Raw genomic sequence first — 17,383 nt, forward strand, 5'->3', positions numbered from 1 at the left:
GTCTCAGTCAGGAGTCACGCCTTCGATGATTCGACAGACCGTGGGGTTCGGACTCGCTTGGGTCTGGTCGGCCCGTTTCCGGGCTCGCTGGAGGGTGGTACGCAGGGACTGGAGTTCGGTGATGTGGCGGTCGATGTGCTCCAGGTGCTGGTCGAGGAGACCGACGACGAGGGTGCAGGGCTGCTCTCCACCGCGGTGGAGGTCGAGGATGTCCTTGATCTCCTTCAGGCTGAGGTCGAGCGCCTGGGCCTGGCGGATGAAGGTCAGGAGCGGGATCTTGTCCTCCGGGTAGAGGCGGTAGCCGGCGTGGGTGCGTTGGGGCGGGTCGATGAGGCCCTGGGTCTCGTACAGGCGGATGGCCTTGGCGGTCAGTCCGGTCCGGGCGGCGAGGTCGCCGATCCCCAGCCCGTGAGGCTCCGGAACTTCAGTCTCACGGGCTTGATGCCGATACTTCACCGAGCAACCACCCGGCTTCACCGGTAAAGCCGTCCCCCGACTCACCTGTGGATTCAGGGCAGTACGTCGCACGCGTAGATCGCGGAGATGTCCGTAACACCCCGGGGCGTACCGCCTGCGCCGAGCGGAGAGACGATCGGGTCGTCGATCCGCTCACCCTGATAAGACCGTGTCCTATGTGGTGAGGCGGACGAACCGTTTGTAGCAGCAGAGGGCGGCGGCGAGACCGAGGAAGGCCAGGTAGTTGCGGGGATGGCGCTCGTAGCGGGGGCTGAGTCTGCGGTAGCCGGACAACCACGACATCGTGCGCTCGATCACCCACCTGCGGCGCCCCAACCGTTCGCTGGACTCGATGCCTTTGCGTGCGATCCGGACTCCGATGCGCTTGCCGCGCAGCCATTTCCGCAGGCTGGCGTGGTCGTAGGCTTTGTCTGCGTGCAGGCGTTGGGGCTTGAAGTACCGGCCGCGGTGGGGGTCGTGTCTCGTTTGGTGACCCTCGATCATGGGTTTCAGCCCTTCGCTGTCGTGGGTGTTACCAGCTGAGATGCCGACGAGGAGGGGCAGTCCGTTCGCGTCCGACAGGACGTGCATCTTGGAGCCCGGCTTGCCTCTGTCCACGGGGCTCGGGCCTGTGTGTTCGCCCCTTTTTTAGCCCTGACGTGGGCGGTGTCGAGGACGACGCGGGTGACGTCGATGAGGCCGGCGTCGTCGAGGCGGTGCAGCACGGTTTCGTGCAGGCGGCCCCAGACGCCGGCTCTCGACCAGATCAGGAATCTGCGGTGGGCGGTCGACTTCGATATCCCGAAGCAGGGCGGCAGAGCGCGCCAGGCGCAGCCGCTGACCAGTACGTAGACGATGGCGGCGAACAGCGTCTCATCAGGCGTGTCCTGCGTTCCGCCGCCCTGCGGCCGCACTCTCGACGGCGGGATCAGCGGCTTCGCGATCTCCCACAGACCATCCGGAACAATCCAACTCCACGTACCCCGCCCCATGAACAGACCAACGAATGATCACCACATAGGACACGGTCTAAGACGTCATCTCATTTGGTGAGTCTGCGGTAGCAGATGAGGGTGCAGGCGATGCTGGTGAAGGCCAGAAAGTGCTCGGCTTTGCGCTCGTAGCGGCGATGTAGTCGGCGGCATCCGGCGAGCCAGGACATGGTGCGTTCTATGGTCCAGCGGTGGCGGCCCAGTCGGGTAGAGGACTCGATGCCCCTGCGGGAGATGCGGTGCCTGATGCCGCGCCCGCGTAACCATCGCCGCAGGTGGTCGTAGTCGTATCCCTGAACGCACTCACGATCTCCGACCACGTCAGGTACTGAAACCGGGAACCCTTTACGAAGTAGCCGCCGCTGTGTCGTCCTTGGGACAGGGGAAGCTGTCGGGAGGAGTGCCCCACGTCACGGGGTCTTGCCGGTCGGGCAGGACTCCGCAGCTGAGCAGGGTGGTGGTGATTCCGCCCGGTTGGGCGATCTCACGGATGAACACCGCCTTGTTGGGCGGGTATTTGTTCGTGCCGTCCAGCTGCAGCACACCGGAGGCGCCGGGGTACTGGGACACGCCGTGGGCGGTGAGCCACAGATAGATGTCGTTGGGCTGGATGTCGTCGTCAGCCGGCAGCAGGTTCTCGATGACCTTGCTGACGACACCCACGGTGTCGAAGCCGCCGGCGGCGTCCGCATCGGCGCTGCGTGCGCCGAAGACAGAGGCGAAGTCCTGGGCGAACTGAGCATAGGGGTCCCGGGAGTCCGGGGTGGGGGCGTTCACCGTCTCGTAGAAGAGCGTCATGTACGGGTATGCGCGCGCCGTCAGCTGGGGGTGGAGCTGGAAGTCGATGGGGGAGCTCTCGGCGATCATCGGGATGGTCGTGCCCTGCGGCGGCTGGCACTGACCGCCGGCACTCTGCATCGCGTTGAGGAAGCTGGGAAGCACTCCGGAGCGGGCGAGGTAGACCACGATCCCGTCAGTCGCGGCGACCTTGCGGCAGACTTCCCGCGCGATGTCCTCCGGCCTGGTCGCCCCGGGCTTCTCTCTGTACTCGATCTCGTCGATATCGCCGTGCCGTCGGTAGGCGCTGACGAACAGGTTCTTCAGGTCCGTGCTGAAGGCCGTGTCGGTCGGGTCGTACACGACCACGGCGTGCGGTGTACGGCTGGTGAGTTGGCGGACGGCGGGAGAGTGGTGGATGAAGTCGGCGAGGACCTGCGCGATGCGCCCGTCGGGTGCCGAGATCTGGAAGTACCGCTCCGGCGAGTGGGGGCCGACCATGATGCTGCCGGACACGCCGTTGGCGATGACCGGGATCTTGGCCTGGTTGAGTTCCTTGACCGCTTTCAGCGACTCGGGGCGGCTCTGGGTGATGCCGATGACCGCGGCGATGTGATCCTGCCGCTGACGGCTGATGATCATCTGCGCGACGTCCGGCTGCTTCGGCGCCGCGGTGCTGTGTGCGCCGTAGTGGAAGTACTGGCCGGCGTTGGCTATGAGCAGGCGGATGGGCATCTTGTTCTGGCGGACGCCAGTGTTGAGCTTGTGCTGCTGGGCGATGGCGCCGCGCAGGATCTGCAGGCCGATCGGCGGGTCGTCGTACACGCCGTTCTGCAGGCTCAGAGGAGCGAGGAAGACGAGGGTGCGGTAACGGCCGCCCGGGAGCTGGGCGTTCTCCTTCGCGACCTGATGCTCCAGGGCCCTCAGTTCCCTTCCTCGGTTTCCCTGTACGGCCAGATCACATTGGCTGCCGTCGGTGATGCCCACACGCTCACCGGTGCTGACCGTGACGCATGACGCAGATGCGGGAGGTTCAGTGGGCCAGAGGTACGGCGGAGCAAGGAGGATGCCCGCGGCCGCCGCGGCCATGAGGGGCAGGGCGGATGGGCGCAACCAGTCCAGGGGGTGGTCCCGGCGGGCCATGACACCCCAATGAGTGTTGATCTTCGTCTTGGCCGTGCCCTCCGCGTCGTCCTCGGCCGGCAGCGTGACGAGGCGTACCGGCTCGTCACTGCCCTCGTTGAGGAAGGTGAAGACCTTGTCGGCGATGCCATTGGGCCGGTCCGGGTCGGCGCCCAGCGGCGCGGCGTAGTCCGGGGGCGGGCCCGCGCAGGCGGCCAGGACGAGCAGGGGCCGGGACGGATGGTCACCGGCGAGCTCCTCGAACGTGCCGAGGAATGCGCGGCCGGGGCCGTCCGGGTTGTCGGTCTCAGGAAGGAGGATGACGAAGGACCACCGGCGTCGTGCCCACAGATGACTCAGCCAGATCCTTCCCCGGGTTGCTTTCCGTAGATCGGTGAGCAGCGCGCGCAAGAGAATACGCCCCACGCGCGGGTCGCTCCTCTCCAGTTCGCCGTCCTGACAGAAGGCGAGCGCGGCGTCCAGGAAGCAGGTCGCGTTCGCTTCGTCCGCGACCCAGCGCAGGCCCCAGTGCCGCAGGTAGAACCGGTAACACAGTTTGGGAAAGCCGACGATCAGGGCGGCCACGAGCCCCTGCAACCAGCCGGTCAGGAGATGCTGGCCCAGGAAGTCCGCGAGGCCGGCGCAGGCACGCAGCGTTTTCCGCCGTTTGAGCAGCGCCGCGTACAAGTCATCCAGGATCGGCAGCTGCTGGGCCTGGAAGTCGCCCGCTCCACGCTCAGCGTCCAGGACGGCCCGGCAGGTGTGAAAGGCCGGCAACCGCAGCCTTCCCGAGGGCATGGTCAGCTGAAACCGCAGTGCGACCCGGTCAACCGCGGCAAGGAAGCCCCCGCCGCCCAGCTCCGCGTCATCGACGACGGCATGCGGTACCTGGAAGTGAGGAGTGCCCCGCCGCCGCGACATTCGGTGCTCGTATTCCCGGACCATGAAGGCCGGTGCCCGGACATCGCCGCCATCCTCCCTGGAGAGGAGCAAGGCAGGCACCTTCTCTGCGCGGGACCGAGTGGCAGCGAAGGTGTCGAGCTGACGGATGAGGCGGTCGGACCACCGGGGGTAACGCGGGGCCGGGTCCGGGGGCGCGGGGGCGTTGGACATGCAGTTCCTCCCTCGGGAAATAGGGGGGCCAACATGCCATGAAAGTTAGATACAAAAACGTACTATATCCACTATTGGTCTCTAGTGAGCGACTCGGAACTTTTTAGGCGATATATAGCGGAACTACGAGGGCGGGCGCGAGCTCCACGCCGGGAAAGCCACAAGCCGCAGGCGGGTTTCACCCCGGCGAGGCGAGGGAGGGGTGGGCCCCAGGGAGGAAGCCGTCGAGGACGCGGTACGTCGCGACCAACCTCCCGCCCCGTTGGGCTGCTTGCGAATCCCCCACCCCCATGGGTGTGGCGCCGGGAACCCCTGAAGCCAGCGCCCGGCCCTGCCGAACGCGTCAGCGCCCCGGTTCGCGCGGCGAAATAGCAGCCCCTGACCTCACAGATCTCCATCCGGCTCCGGCTCGACCATGCCCGTTGGCCGCAGTCCCCCGTCCGTCGCCTCAGCCCGCTGCCCGAACAGCACCTCGGCCGCCTCCAACCGGCCCAGCTCGGCGTCAATCTCCGCCAGTTCCCCGCGCAGCACCTCGGTCCGCTCAGTCAGTCGCATCCGCCGCGCGATCGTCTACGTCAGCACGTCCACCAGGCGCCTCCCTCCTGTCGCGGAACCTACGAGACACCTCGCGCGGACGACTCCGGAACCCGTGAACTGGCCCGTGGCAGACGATCACCTGCTAAAGATCACATCCGAGACCAGCACGAGCGCGTCAATCTCCACCCACACCAGCGGCCCGACCTGCGAGTTCAAGATGAAACGATCTCAATAGGGCAGCGCGAAACCGGACTTGCCGAGCAGCCGTTGAAGGTTCGCTTCCGGGACGAGGCTGCCTGACCACCTGGTGCGCCGGCATCGATGCCGGCTGATCCTCTTGCGTTGCCAGCCAGCCAGCCAGCCAACCAGCCAGCCAGCATGGCGAGAGGTCCTGTTCGGCCGGCCTCGGGGAGGTCCTGGAGATCTCGGACTCGGCCGTGTGGAGCGGGGCCTGGGGAAGCCCCACTGAGGGGCAGCCGGTTCCGGCCGCCCCTCCTGGGTGACTATGCGGTGCGCTTGAGGTGGGAGAGTACGCCCATGCCTCCGCTGAAGGCGGCAGCGAAGGCACTGCCGCTCGCACCGAAGGTCGCGAGGGGGTTGCCGTGGAAGGCCATCACCACGATGACCGCGACGAGAGAAACCACAACAGCACAGAGACTGACGATCGCAACATCACGCCCGGGGTGCGTACAGGCGAGCTGCTGCGTCGAGTTGGCCGGCACTTGGTACCTCCATTGACTTGTTCGCTATCTCCGCTGGATCTGGACGCACTTGACCTGGGTCAAGTGGTCTCCAGCGGTACGCGGCGGGGCTTAGGTCGCCCCGGAACAGCCGTTCGGCTGTGTCCACGTATGAAGCGACGAAGTCAGGAGCCTCCTGTGAGTGGTGGGCAGGTCGACTCCAGCGATCCGTCAACTCTGCTGCAACGGCGTGCCGTTCAGCATCCTGGACGGAGTGAAAGGGCCGTTCCGGCAGGCAGATCGGACAGTCGCACTGCCGGCGCTCCTCGCTCACGTCACCGATGTCTCCGCGGCCTGCGGTCCGACCAGTGGCCCTCGCATATCAGTTGTGCGTTCGATGGGGCAAACGGAGCGGGAACGGAGCAGTGGGCATTCAGGCGGAAACGGCAACGACCCGTTCGAGCAACGCCCTGATCTGCTCCTGGTTCCCGCCCGTCGCGTCGAACTCAGCCGGGAGCACGGTGCGTTCCACGCGGCCGCTGGGAAACTCCACGGCCGTGGCTTCGTAGGTGTGGTCCCCAGTGACGACCACGTATCCACGCGAAGTGAGATCGTCGGTCAGGGTGGTGCCGAAGGTGCGCGGGTCGAGGACGCCGGGCGACCTGCGGGCTGCGGCTGAGTAGCCGTAACGGTCCCCTCGTTGTGGGTCGGGGTGACGTGGGCCCGCTCTGGCCACGGTGGGGAGCCGGAGAGCCCAGCCCCGCCGGGAAGCTGTTGGCCAATTCGGGATCCTGGGTCTTGTCGGTCTTCAGGACCCGGAGTGAACAGCGTGTAGAGGGTGGGGCGTTTGATTCACCACGCCCCGCGCGAGCGTGCTTCGATCCGACGCATGGCGGGAGTCGTGCAAGGGGTTCCCGCCGCGGTGCGCCACGCATCGCGACCCATCCACTAGAGAAGAAGGATGCTCGTCATCATGAGCAACAGCTCCCGCATGGAGACCCGCGAGATAGCCGACGCCGACCTCGACAGCGTCGCGGGTGGCCTCTCCGTCAGCGGCTCCGTGGACGGCCTGACCGCCACGTTCGCCCAGGGCCCCAATGGCCTGCCCGTCCTGACCAGCGGCTCCGTGAAGTCTGTCAGCATCACCGTCTCGGACATCTCCCTGAGCCCGGTCACCGGCTGAGACACAGTCGGCTGAGCGGCATCACACCTCTGCCGCCCCCCTGACCTGTTCTGGACAGCCATCGTGGCTGATCCCCGCGGGAATCAGCCACGATGGCCGGAATTAGATCTTCCGTTCAGCTCTTCGCGCGGCGCAATCACTTGAAGGTTTTTCGAAATGAGGTGCCCGTTCACCCGTCCGTAAGCCGTGTGGCCAGCCATACGCAGGAGAGCGGGTAGCGGTGGTCGAGGAGAGTCTGGTGGAACGCCTCGGCGCCGAGGTCGAGGGAGAACTCGTCGCGCGCCGTCGTGGTGCGGCACCGTGCGGTCCGGGTCTCAGTCCAGCCAGTGCTGGCGCAGGGGGTTGGGGAAAGTTCAACGGGGCGGGCAAGGCCGCGTTCGACTCGTTCACAGTGCGTGCGGACGAGATCGCGGACGCCCTGAACGGGTCGCTGGGCGCGGCTGGAGTCAGGACCTCGGGCGGAGCCGCAGCAATCACCGCTGTCGGTCCTTGCGCAGGGGTGCCCTGGCCACGAGGAAGTAGCGGCCCGGGTACAGGACGTCTCCGCCCAGTTCCGCGAGGAGGCTGGACGGAGTGAACCGCCGCCGGAAGATCGGGTAGGGGACGCCCTCCACCTCGCGGTGCTCCAGCCCTTCCGTGTGTGTGCGGCCGTCGCTGCGCAGGTCGAGGATGACGAGTTCGCGCGCCACGCGGCTCGCCTCGGCGAGGAACGCGTCGCGCTCGTCCGCTACGAGCAGCCCGTAGAAGTTGGCGGCGAATACGAGGTCGAACGCATCGTCGGGAAAGGGCAGCGGAGGAAAGGCCGCCTTGACCAGTTGGGCGTGAGGAGCCCGGGTCCGGGCGATGTCGAGCATCCCCTGGCTCTGGTCCATGGCGGTGACCCGGCCGGGCAGGAACTGGGTCCACACCCCGGTTCCACAGCCGACCTCCAGGATCCGGCCGTCCGCAGGCAGGGAACGGGGAAGCAGGTCTCCGATCTCGGCCGTCTCCAGGTCGAGACCGGCGTCCGTCTCGGGATTGCCCCGATAGCTCGTCGCGTCGTAGACCGGGGCCCGGTGCTCGTAGTACTTCGCACGGACTGAGTCAGGCATGGCGTGGCCTCTCGCGTCGGACCGAATTCCCTCAGAGCGTCACAGCGTCACAGCGTCAGATCTCGGCTTCGAGGACGAGCAGGCAGGACTGCCCGGGCCGGTCGGAGTCGTCGGGCAACGCGTACGTCCGTAACCGGTAACCGGAGATCTCCAGGTGGGTGGCATTGAAGGTGACGTCCCGGCCGGTCCGCGACCGTGCGGTCACCGGGACTTCATGCCATAAGTATCCGGTGTTCATGTCGATGTTGACCAGACCGCCTGGCGAGCAGGCACCGCCCGGACCGTCTTGAGGCGACGGCACAGCGGTTCACGCTGCTCAAGAAGACCCGCCGTGCGCTGGGAATCGTGGCGGGCAACCCGCAGGATCTGTACTTCCGGCTCCGCTTCGACCAGCCCGCGCCCGCGATCGCTTCCTGCCGAGTCTGTGGCGCGGGCATCTGCCATCGCCACGCCCACCGACTGCCGTAGACCCTGCACCGCCTGAGCGGCATGGGCGTCGCCACCAAGCCACTCAGACATCGGCGCCACTGGCGGTCACCACGGTGTCGCCGGCCGCGACAGTGTCGTCGGTCAGCTGCCGCGGGGTGCGGCCGAGGCCACCTACATGCTCGGCAGCCAGAGGGATCCTGTCCGGCGGGTCATGGTCTGTGGTCATTCTTCGGCTGGCTACTGCGGCCGGTCGCGCCCCGGGTTGGCCAAGCCCATCCTGTTAGGACTCCCAACAAAAGTGCTGGGCTTGACCTGGTCTGCGGTCGGTGTCGTGCACGAGGCCGCCGGGCAGCGGGATGCAGTCAGCCGCGCAATCGCACGCGACAGACCCGGCGTCGTCGACGGCCATCCGGGATATTGGTCGCCATGGAGGAGGTCAAGGTCGTCGGCGCCCATTCTGAGCGCGCGACCCTGCGCGTCGGCGACGTGTTCCTGAAGGTGGACGCCGATCAGGCACCGCATCGACGTCCAGGTCGAGGCGATGACTTTGGCGCCGGTCCCGACCCCCGGAAGTCCTGTGGCACAAGCAGCCCGTGCTCGCGATCGCCGCGGGCCCGGGGTGTGATTGAGCGAGGTGGTTGGCACTTGGGCGCGACATCTGTCACTCCTGCGGCGGCCACAACGTGCGCAGTGAGCCGTGACACGGCAGTTGGCGCTTTGTCACGAGGACTGCAACCGCCGTGGGTGACAGAAAGCTCGAAAAGCCGGCGTATTTCAGGCCGGTCGTCACGACGGCGAGTGGGACCGGATCAACCGAGACGACGCCGACCATTCACACTCCCGCGACCAGCGGGTGAGATTGCCGGCGCCCTGGCGCCCCGGCGCCGCTCAACCACAGCCCCCCTATGGCTGGGCGGGTCCGGCTGACGGGACGCGTTGTCGGCGCAGGAGCAGCCCTGCGGGCCGCCACAGGGTGAAGGCCAGGCCGAGGCCGAGCGGGATCTGCAGGAACTGCTGGATCACCGGGGGCCCGGGCTTGTCCCCCCGCCTGAGCGGGGCACGGCCCTGCGGATCGACGGTCACCGTGTAAGTGCCGCCTACCGCCCACTTCCAGCCCATGAGCCCGTTCTCCTCGATCGGGGCCAGCGGTGGGCCGTCGAGGACGGTGACCGTGTAGAGGTTGGCGCTGTCACCCATGCCGTCGTCGGCGGACCACTGAATCTGTCGGACCCTGACGTGTTCGGTACGCCCGTGCTGGTGCAGTGCCTGCTGATCCAGCTCCAGGTTCTGCAGGAACAGCACCCCGAGGAGGCACACCGCACACAGCAGCCACCGGATGTCCAAGTACCAGCACGTGCAAAGGAACATGCAGGCGAGGAGGACCGCCAGCGCGCACAGCACGTCGATCCACTGGGCGTGCGCGACGACGGCTGTGCGCACGATCGCCCACAGCGCCAACGCTGCGCCGGTGCTTGCGGCGCCCACCAGCACCAGCCAAGCCACGCCTGTCCGCCCTTCGCCTGCTTCCTCCGCGCTCACCCTCACCCCTGCTCTCGACGAAACCGCCGGCCTGGTGGTGCACGCGCTCCAATGTATGGATTGTTGAACGATCCTTCAATAGGATGGTTCAACATCGAGTCGTCTGCTTCGCGGACGCGGAACGGCAACCAACCGGAGGGCCGCAGGAGATGAGCCGGCATCAGTTCGAAGAGGTCGACGACCTCGGGCGGATCCTGTTCAGCGACGACCCCGCGCTGCGGATCGAGCGCGTGCCGATGAGTCTGGAGACCGCGGAAGGCACCGTCACCCTCGATCCCACACAGACACACCGCATGCCCACTGCCCTCTTCGAGTTCAGGCACGCCCTGGGCGTGGGCTACTTCGGGTACGTCGTGCCGAAGGGAGCCCCGCTCGACGGGATACCCGAGGAACCGCAGATCGAAGGCGCCATCCTGTTCGGCATGAGGCGCCTACCGCCCGAGATCTCCGACCTGCGCTGGATCCCCGGATGGGAACTGCAGGAGATACCCGGATGGGAACTCCACGAGATACCCGATGAACAGCCAAAACTGGAGCGGTGCTACGGATACACCTACTCCCGGCTGGAGCTGCGGACGCCCGACGGTGAGATCTACTCCCGGACCTGGGTCCCGCACGAGCCCGAGTGGGCAGCCGCCGCCCTGCGTCACGGCTACGTCGTGTGCCTGTGCGGCGTGGAACTGGGGATCCGCGCACCGTATGCGATGACCGACGCCCAGCACACCCCGGTCATGCGCTACGAGTCCTTCCGCCGCGGATGCGCGCTGGGCCTGACAGTGGGCGGATTCGTCGCCTACGTCGACCACCGCTGACGCGCAACACCGAGCCGGCACACTTCGAGTACGAGCCGGGCCGCGACGCAGCGTCCGAGCGGGCCCTGTGCCCCACGACGTCCCAGGAGCGCCGTGGGGCACAGTGCTGTGGTTGAACAACGCGCGCCGCGGATGGCCCAAGGCTGGTGGGAGCGTCCGCGCTGCCCAACACGACCATCTGAGCCGGCCGGTCGTGCGATCTAGAGGTCCGCGATGCTGCCTCCGAGGGAGGCGTGCTGCGTCCAGGGGCCGCCGGGGGTGAACTCGGCGGTGTGCCAGACCGTGTTGTCGGCGCCGCGGTAGAAGACCTCCAGGCGGCCGTCGGCGTTACGGGCGGCTGTGGGGCCGGAGATGTCGAGGGCGTTGGTGTCGTGGCGGAGGCGGGTCCATGCGCCGTTCACGACGAGGTAGTGGTTGATGTGGGTGCCGTGGGAGCGGGCGAAGACCTCGATTTCGTTGCGGGAGTTGAGCACGGCGGCCGGCCGGTGGCTGAGCGGGTCGCTGTTGCTGCTGATCCCCTCCCAGCTGCCCCAGCTGCCGTTGGGGGTGAGCTGGGGCAGGTGCCAGAGGGCTCCGTCGGCCCCGATGGTGAACACGTGCATGGTGCCGTCGCCGGCCAGGATGGGCGTGGGGTCGCTGTGGAGGATCCCGCCGCGGTCCACCCATCTGCCGTATTCCCCGCCGGGGGAGCTCTGGGCGTTCTCCCACAGGTGGTTGTCGCCGCCGCGGGTGAAGATCACTAAGCGGCCGTCCTCGGCCTGGATGAGGGACGGGTCGCCGATGGTGCCGCCTCCCGGCGTGGGCCACCTGCCTTCTTCACTGGTCCACGTGCCGGACGGTGCGCCCTGCTGGTAGGTGACCGCTACCTGCCGGTTGGTGTCCGCGATGGCGACTTCCATGCGGTCGTCCGCGTTGCGGAAGACCGCGGGCTCGCTGGTGATGCGTCCGTTGAGGGTTTTCCAGATCCAGTCGCCCGTACCGCCGTTGGGTTTGGTCTGGTAGTCGCACCACAGGGAGTTGTCGGCTCCGCGGGCGAAGACTTCGAGGCGGCCCCGGTCGGTCGCGGGGAAGACGACCGGGTTGGTGGTGATGATGCCGCCCAGGTCGGCCCAGCCGCCCGGTCCCGGCCAGATGCCGGGGGCGTTCTGGGTGAGGTTCTGCAGGGTGTTGTCGGTGCCGCGGGCGAAGATGGCCAGTCTCCCGTCGGCGGTCTGGGCCACGCGGGGCCCACCTGAGGTCAGAAGTCCCATGATCGATGTCTCCTTGCGGGTGGGGTGTCGTACTGCACGGGCGGGGCTGGGCCCCGCGAGAGTGCGGGTGTCGAGATCATCTCGTCACGTAGAGCAGTTAATCGGATACGGAAAGCGACCAAAAGAGGGAGGGGGATATCCGCCACGAACGGGTCACAACGGCCGCTGCAAACCTGTCATCCGTGGCGTGAGCTGCGGAAACGCTCCAAGGCGTACACCGGGCGCAGTGGACCGGCGCGACGGGGCCTTGCAGCGAAGACGGCTCCCCGGTTCCCGGTCGGCACCCGGAGCGGGCAGGGGCCGCAGCCCGCCGGGCAGGTTGGGGAGCCGGTCGCCGCCGGGTGGCAGATCTCGGATTTCATCCCGTGTTGTCCGTCGGCTGCCTTCCGGGGCCAATGCCGCCGTGCGACCGATGAGGCGCCCCGCGATCGGGCGGCTTGGCTGCAGGAGGAGCCGGGTATGGCGTGTCCGTGTTGTCCTTGCCTGAGTACACCTGCGTCCTGCGCGACCGCTTCGCCGCCGACGGCTACCTGCCCCTGCCCGCACTGGTGCCGCCCGAGGTGTTGCCGGTCCTCGATTCCGAGGTGCGACGCCTGGGAAAGCTCGCTGTACGGCGGGACTTCGCCATGGAGTGCACGGATCGGTCACCCCGCCACATGACCACCCTCGGCGGCCACGTCATCGCCCGGGAGTCCGAACTGATCCCGCAGCTGTACCGCGACGAGCACCTGCTCGGCCTCCTCGGCCGGATCGCAGGCATCACGGCCGTCCCGGTCGGCGACCCGCTCGAACGACACGTCATCAACAGCCTTCACCAGCAAGGAGACACCCACGGCGCGCACACCGACGACTACCCCCTGGCCCTGGTGCTGTTCACCGAAGCACCGGCCGACCCCGCCCACGGCGGACTACTGGAATACGTCCCCCACGCCATCGAACTGGACACCCTGCAGACCGACACCGCCCGACGCGCCCACCACCGGCCCGGCGACGGCTACCTGCTGCGCAGCGACACCACCGTCCATCGCGTCACCCCGCTGGTCCGCGCCGGCCTGCGCCGCACGGTCCTCAACTTCGCCTACACCACGCTGGACCGGCAGCGGGCTGTGACGCCTTCCGCCTCCCAGCTGTACTGACCAAAGCGCCACCGGCCTGATCCGCAACATCGACACGCACAACGACCTCACCCCTACACCCCTGTCGATCAGCTGCCCGTCGATGACGGCGGCCTGGACGAGTTCACGCTCGCCTCGCAGAACGAAGCGCGCACCGCCATCACGCCGGAGGTCGGCGACTGGATCATCGAGCGCCTCCCGTAGACCGCGAGCGACGGCCGTTCAGGCCGTCCGCTCGGTGGCGGGCTCGTTGTTGGGGCTGGCACCGTCTGCGGACCGATCCCGCATGTCTGACGCTCTACGTCCACGCGATGGCCCGCGCCGACCAGATCCTGACGGACGGCAGGGGTGACTCCCCGAAGGGCCTCAGGACCGTACCGGCTCCGAAATCCACTAGCGCATCACCGCCGCCTGCCGGATCGCCCGGGAGCCGGCTCTGGTGTGGCAGCCTCACCGGTTCAAGATCATCCCATGGCCCCTATTGGGCCTGACTCGGCGTACGCGCTGGGCCCCGTGAGGTGCCCCCTGCGGTCAATGTGACCGGGGACGCCAAGCAGATCATCACGCGCACAGCCGTGGGATCAGCTGGTACGCGTTGCCGCGCATCGTCCGGGGTGCCCTTGAGCGGCGACATTTGTGCCAAACATGAGAGCGGGTAAAACAACGGCAAGGCGCTTCGTCCGGTTCAGGGTGAGGTAGCCGTGAACGTCGAGGGGGGCGACCACTCCGGCGACGCAGTTGCACATCCCTGCCGTGACCCGGAGGGCGGTGCAAACGAACGCGGTGACTGGCTGACCCGGATCGCTGCACGGTCGCCACACGCGGGGCAGCCGCTCAGGCACCGCCTCTCGGCGCTTTCCGGGGCACTGATTGTGCGAACGCGCAAAGAGCGCGGAGCTCAGCGTAAGAAGCCCTGGAACAGGCCAGAAGCGCGGTCAAGCAGGATATTCATGCAGGTCAGAACCCATCACCCCCCTTTCCTCTATATGCCCTTTAGGTGAATATCGTTGATTGTTTAAGTAGGTGATCCTTACGATCCTCCGACTCGGACATGATCCCCATCAGGGGGGAAGTCCACAAATTCATAGGGGAGTTCGCATATGTTGCAAGCCGGACGAAACCGGCTCAGACCTCTGACGCTGGCCGTCGTGCTCTTCTCGGTACTCGCATGGCTCGGCTTGGGGAGCCTGACGCATGCGGGTGCCGCCACCGCCTCCAGCGGCGACTTCTTCCCCGTCGCCCCGTCGGCCAAGATCGTCGACACTCGCTCATCCCTCGGTATCAGCGCGGCGCTCGGCGCGACGTCGACCAGTTCCTTCCAGGTGCTCGGGCAGGGCGGGGTGCTTTCTTCCGGGGGTGTCGGCCGTCTCGCTGGACATCAGTGCGGTGAACGCCACCTCGTCGGGCAGCTACTTGGAGATGTGGGCCGACGGAACGACCAAGCCCTACCCGGGATCCGTCATCAACTTCTCCAGCGGGGCTGACACGAGCAATTCGGCGATCGCCGCGGTCGGCTCGGACGGGAAGATCAGCGTCTACAACTCCAGTGGCACTGTCGATGTGATCGTCAGTGTCAACGGGTACTTCACCTCCGCCGCCGGCGCCACTTCTCCGGGCGGATACGTTCCGGTCGACGCGTCACGGATCGTCGACACCCGCGACGGGACCGGGGCACCGCAGGCGAAGATCGCACCTGGCGGGACGCTGAACGTCCAGGTCGACGGTGTGGACGGCGTCACCGACGAGGCGTCCTTCTACGCCAACATCACCGTCCCGTCCCCCGGGAGCGCCGGCACCCTGTACGCGTACGCCACCGGTGCTGCAACGGGCCAGCCGGTCGTCAACTACAAGAGCGTCACCACCTCGCAGGGCGCGGTCATCCCGGTGGGCACCGGCGGTCAGATCACCCTGAAGAACGGATCCTCCACACAGTCGGTCAACGTCATCCTCGACGTCTACGGCTACTTCACCGAAGCCCCCTCGGGCGGCGGCGTGTTCACCGCCATCCAGGACCGTCTGCTCGACACCCGGACCTCCACCGCCGTCGCAGCGCACAGCACCGTCAGCGTCGCCGTCGGCGGCAACGACGGCATCCCGACCACCTTCGCCGCCGCGGTACTCAATCTGACCGCGACCAGCCAGGAGACCTCCGGATACCTGCAGGTGTGGGGCACCGGCCCGACCAACCCGCCCGGTGTGTCGGTGGACAACTTCCAGGCGGCCACCACCACCGCGGACCAGGTGATCGTCCAGCCCGGAACCCAGGGCGCGGTCAGCATCTACAACGACAGCGCCGGCACCATCCAGCTCATCGTCGACCTGCAGGGCTGGTTCTCCTCCGACCAGGATCCCGCGACGCCCGACCCCACGGACACGGCGCCCGACCCGACAGCCAGCGACCCGGGCCCCAAGCCCTCCGGGGCCGTCGCCGCGTCCCCGGGGCCCATGGTGGGGGACACCTCCACCCCGACCAGCAGTTCCACGCCGACGGCCACCGGCGCCGCCACGGTAGCGGGAACGTTCACCAATGCCGCTGGTACCCCGCAGCAGAACCTGAGCGTCTCGGTCACCGCTATCGACGGGGCCCCGGACGACGGCAGCGAAGCCCAGGAGCCCGTTGTCGGTACCACGACCACCGGCACTGACGGCACCTGGTCGCTCACCCTCCCCGACCCGCTCCCCAGCACCCTGCAGGCCCTGGCCGACGCCAACGGCGGGGTGCTCAACCTCGCGGCCACGGCCGGCGGGTCGGCGAGCGACGGCACATTCCTCATCGGTACGGACTTCCTGAGCGCCGGCGTCGCACACGGCTCCGCCTCCACCGCGGCCTCGGCCGAGGTGCGAGCTGACACAACCGCGCACACGACACCGATGCACGCCGACACGGTCACCACCGACGTGGACAACGCGCCCACCGACGCACAGGTCGCATTGAGCGCGGCACAGCGCGTCGCGAACGACCCGGGCAACGTCACGGAGGACAACACGGACCTCCCCACCTGGCAGTCCGCGACGGGCGGCATATCCACCATGAGCGCCGACACCGTCAACGGGACCGACTACAGCTCGGCGACAGCCACCCCCACCCTCGCGAGCTGCGTTACCAGCGCCCAGACGCTCCATACGAAGATCGTCTACACAACGGTCGGCGAGGCCCACGCCTACTACGACTCATCCTCTACAAGTACCAGCGGGCGCACACCACATGTGGCCGCCGGACCAGCAACGCCTACTACCGGATAATTCCCGCCGGTTACAAGATTCCCGCAGGCGGAGCCGTCGGGTCGTACGGAAAAGACGTCAGGAGCAAGGACGGCTATTCCGGGTATATCAACTCCAACTCCAACTCCAAGTGGCGCGGCTACGTCGCCCCCGGTAGCTACTTCGGGCTGGTGAAGGGCAATACCCAAAACGAATCAGGCGGTGTGGCCGTCTGGGGCGTCGGACTCAAGGTGACTTCCACATACGACTCGAAGCACATCCAGAAAATCGAGGCTGGCAACAGTCACATCGAGCACGACATCTGGGGTGCACACGGACCGCTCGACGGGAAACCCGGTGTCTTCTATTCGTACTAGAACGTTCGCGTTGATCGCGGGGACAGTACTCTCCGTGAGCGCGTGCGCCTCTTCGAACGCGGTACGGGAGGGCACCGCACTGCGCGCGACGGGCCCTCAGGCCGTGGGGGTCCTGGGCTTCCCCCATGCGCAGGTCGGAAAGTCGTACCGATTCGCGTTCCCGCCGTTCGTGAACGGCACGGGCACAAAGCTGGTCGTCGAGAGCGTGAAGCTCACCCAAGTACCCAAGGGTGCCAGGGTGATCGGCTACCCGGTCTATTCCGTCGATGAAACCGACGGTTACATGCTGGACAGTCAGGTCGGGCTCAAGTACCCGCGTGACATGACCAAGGTGCCTAACCACGCAGGCAAGCCCATCACGGTCGATCCGCACAAGAAGAGCGACCTCTACGCAATGGTCGAGGTCCACGTGACCGGCCAGGTCCAACACCACCTGGGAGGCTGCCAGATCACCTATACGCAGAAGGGCAGGAAATACCGGCAGACCCTGCGCTGCGACTTCGCACTCGACATGAAGTAACCACCGGCCACACCTCAAGCACCACCTTCGATGCTGCGCCGCGGGACCCTCCCACCGGAGGCAACCGCGGCGCAGCATCACACGCACGCCGGCCGGCCCCCCTCCCTGGCCGTGATCTTCCGCCTGGGAAGCACTGAGCCTTTTCAGCGGTGCCGCTCCAGGGTGAGGATGGCGGCTGCGATTGACGAC

17 protein-coding genes and 2 pseudogenes are annotated in these 17,383 nt (G+C 67.2%); 6 read left to right on the forward strand and 13 right to left on the reverse strand.

What is annotated here, in order from left to right:
* Positions 1–3: 3 nt before the first annotated feature.
* From ACFWP5_RS36240 to ACFWP5_RS36270, 7 genes and pseudogenes are all read right to left on the reverse strand, one after another.
* A complete protein-coding gene (locus ACFWP5_RS36240; protein ID WP_384166641.1) occupies positions 4–456 on the reverse strand; it encodes a heavy metal-responsive transcriptional regulator in 453 nt (150 codons plus the stop codon).
* 174 nt (positions 457–630) lie between these two features.
* Positions 631–1,448 (reverse strand): IS5 family transposase gene (locus ACFWP5_RS36245; protein ID WP_384166644.1). Its coding sequence is split into 2 segments (ribosomal slippage): positions 631–1,100 and positions 1,100–1,448, totalling 819 coding nucleotides; the frame shifts between segments, so codons are not numbered across the junction.
* A 50-nt stretch (positions 1,449–1,498) separates the two neighbouring features.
* Positions 1,499–1,852, reverse strand: a pseudogene (locus tag ACFWP5_RS36250) (transposase); the annotation flags it as partial.
* The gene (locus ACFWP5_RS36255; RefSeq protein WP_384166647.1) at positions 1,794–4,340 is read right to left on the reverse strand and encodes an ABC transporter substrate-binding protein; all 2,547 of its coding nucleotides are present in this window, start codon (positions 4,338–4,340) and stop codon (positions 1,794–1,796) included. The gene ACFWP5_RS36255 and the pseudogene ACFWP5_RS36250, both read right to left, overlap by 59 nt.
* A 504-nt stretch (positions 4,341–4,844) precedes the next feature.
* The gene (locus tag ACFWP5_RS36260) at positions 4,845–5,015 is read right to left on the reverse strand and encodes a hypothetical protein (RefSeq protein WP_384166650.1); all 171 of its coding nucleotides are present in this window, start codon (positions 5,013–5,015) and stop codon (positions 4,845–4,847) included.
* 485 nt (positions 5,016–5,500) lie between these two features.
* On the reverse strand, positions 5,501–5,641 hold the full coding sequence (locus tag ACFWP5_RS36265; RefSeq protein WP_362084219.1) for a hypothetical protein: 141 nt from the start codon (positions 5,639–5,641) through the stop codon (positions 5,501–5,503).
* Positions 5,642–6,110: 469 nt separating this feature from the next.
* Complete coding sequence (locus tag ACFWP5_RS36270) at positions 6,111–6,413, reverse strand: hypothetical protein (RefSeq protein ID WP_384166653.1); 303 nt, start codon at positions 6,411–6,413, stop codon at positions 6,111–6,113.
* A 237-nt stretch (positions 6,414–6,650) separates the two neighbouring features.
* On the opposite strand from ACFWP5_RS36270, the gene ACFWP5_RS36275 reads away from it, so the two are divergent.
* Entirely contained in the window at positions 6,651–6,860 is a 210-nt protein-coding gene (locus ACFWP5_RS36275; RefSeq protein ID WP_384166656.1) for a hypothetical protein, read from the forward strand.
* A 473-nt stretch (positions 6,861–7,333) separates the two neighbouring features.
* Here ACFWP5_RS36275 and ACFWP5_RS36280 read toward each other — a convergent pair whose 3' ends face one another.
* Genes ACFWP5_RS36280 through ACFWP5_RS36295 form a run of 4 tightly spaced genes read right to left on the reverse strand, consistent with a single transcriptional unit; the run spans position 7,334 to position 8,606 of the window.
* Positions 7,334–7,951: a class I SAM-dependent methyltransferase gene (locus ACFWP5_RS36280; RefSeq protein ID WP_384166659.1), complete on the reverse strand. Its 618-nt coding sequence runs from the start codon at positions 7,949–7,951 to the stop codon at positions 7,334–7,336.
* Between the two features lie 55 nt (positions 7,952–8,006).
* Positions 8,007–8,156 (reverse strand): hypothetical protein, encoded by a 150-nt coding sequence (locus ACFWP5_RS36285; protein WP_384166662.1) that lies wholly within the window; start codon positions 8,154–8,156, stop codon positions 8,007–8,009.
* Between the two features lie 29 nt (positions 8,157–8,185).
* Positions 8,186–8,470: a hypothetical protein gene (locus ACFWP5_RS36290; RefSeq protein ID WP_384166665.1), complete on the reverse strand. Its 285-nt coding sequence runs from the start codon at positions 8,468–8,470 to the stop codon at positions 8,186–8,188.
* Positions 8,463–8,606, reverse strand: a complete 144-nt coding sequence (locus ACFWP5_RS36295; protein ID WP_384166668.1) for a hypothetical protein — start codon at positions 8,604–8,606, stop codon at positions 8,463–8,465. Before ACFWP5_RS36295 ends, ACFWP5_RS36290 begins: the two co-directional genes overlap by 8 nt.
* A gap of 200 nt (positions 8,607–8,806) precedes the next feature.
* On the opposite strand from ACFWP5_RS36295, the pseudogene ACFWP5_RS36300 reads away from it, so the two are divergent.
* Positions 8,807–9,000, forward strand: a pseudogene (locus ACFWP5_RS36300) (aminoglycoside phosphotransferase family protein); the annotation flags it as partial.
* Between the two features lie 283 nt (positions 9,001–9,283).
* Here ACFWP5_RS36300 and ACFWP5_RS36305 read toward each other — a convergent pair.
* Positions 9,284–9,883: a hypothetical protein gene (locus ACFWP5_RS36305; protein WP_384166670.1), complete on the reverse strand. Its 600-nt coding sequence runs from the start codon at positions 9,881–9,883 to the stop codon at positions 9,284–9,286.
* A 185-nt stretch (positions 9,884–10,068) separates the two neighbouring features.
* On the opposite strand from ACFWP5_RS36305, the gene ACFWP5_RS36310 reads away from it, so the two are divergent.
* On the forward strand, positions 10,069–10,731 hold the full coding sequence (locus ACFWP5_RS36310; RefSeq protein ID WP_384166672.1) for a hypothetical protein: 663 nt from the start codon (positions 10,069–10,071) through the stop codon (positions 10,729–10,731).
* A gap of 200 nt (positions 10,732–10,931) precedes the next feature.
* On the opposite strand, the gene ACFWP5_RS36315 is transcribed toward ACFWP5_RS36310, so the two are convergent.
* Positions 10,932–11,981, reverse strand: coding sequence for a hypothetical protein (locus ACFWP5_RS36315; RefSeq protein ID WP_384166673.1), 1,050 nt, complete (start codon positions 11,979–11,981; stop codon positions 10,932–10,934).
* 464 nt (positions 11,982–12,445) lie between these two features.
* Here ACFWP5_RS36315 and ACFWP5_RS36320 point away from each other — a divergent pair, with 464 nt between their 5' ends.
* From ACFWP5_RS36320 to ACFWP5_RS36330, 3 genes are all read left to right on the forward strand, one after another.
* Complete coding sequence (locus ACFWP5_RS36320) at positions 12,446–13,117, forward strand: hypothetical protein (RefSeq protein WP_384166675.1); 672 nt, start codon at positions 12,446–12,448, stop codon at positions 13,115–13,117.
* 1,335 nt (positions 13,118–14,452) lie between these two features.
* Complete coding sequence (locus ACFWP5_RS36325; protein WP_384166677.1) at positions 14,453–16,339, forward strand: hypothetical protein; 1,887 nt, start codon at positions 14,453–14,455, stop codon at positions 16,337–16,339.
* 369 nt (positions 16,340–16,708) lie between these two features.
* Complete coding sequence (locus ACFWP5_RS36330) at positions 16,709–17,194, forward strand: hypothetical protein (RefSeq protein ID WP_384166680.1); 486 nt, start codon at positions 16,709–16,711, stop codon at positions 17,192–17,194.
* Positions 17,195–17,383 lie beyond the last annotated feature (189 nt).

This window comes from Streptomyces sp. NPDC058469, assembly GCF_042721125.1.
GTDB lineage: Bacteria > Actinomycetota > Actinomycetes > Streptomycetales > Streptomycetaceae > Streptomyces.

What these genes read in the sequence shown, in the direction of transcription:
- ACFWP5_RS36315 (WP_384166673.1), bottom strand. Translation starts at nt 11,981, where the DNA reads ATGGGACTTCTGACCTCAGGTGGGCCCCGCGTGGCCCAGACCGCCGAC.
- ACFWP5_RS36275 (WP_384166656.1), top strand. Translation starts at nt 6,651, where the DNA reads ATGAGCAACAGCTCCCGCATGGAGACCCGCGAGATAGCCGACGCCGAC.
- ACFWP5_RS36280 (WP_384166659.1), bottom strand. Translation starts at nt 7,951, where the DNA reads ATGCCTGACTCAGTCCGTGCGAAGTACTACGAGCACCGGGCCCCGGTC.
- ACFWP5_RS36290 (WP_384166665.1), bottom strand. Translation starts at nt 8,470, where the DNA reads ATGTCTGAGTGGCTTGGTGGCGACGCCCATGCCGCTCAGGCGGTGCAG.
- ACFWP5_RS36310 (WP_384166672.1), top strand. Translation starts at nt 10,069, where the DNA reads ATGAGCCGGCATCAGTTCGAAGAGGTCGACGACCTCGGGCGGATCCTG.
- ACFWP5_RS36295 (WP_384166668.1), bottom strand. Translation starts at nt 8,606, where the DNA reads ATGACCACAGACCATGACCCGCCGGACAGGATCCCTCTGGCTGCCGAG.
- ACFWP5_RS36260 (WP_384166650.1), bottom strand. Translation starts at nt 5,015, where the DNA reads ATGCGACTGACTGAGCGGACCGAGGTGCTGCGCGGGGAACTGGCGGAG.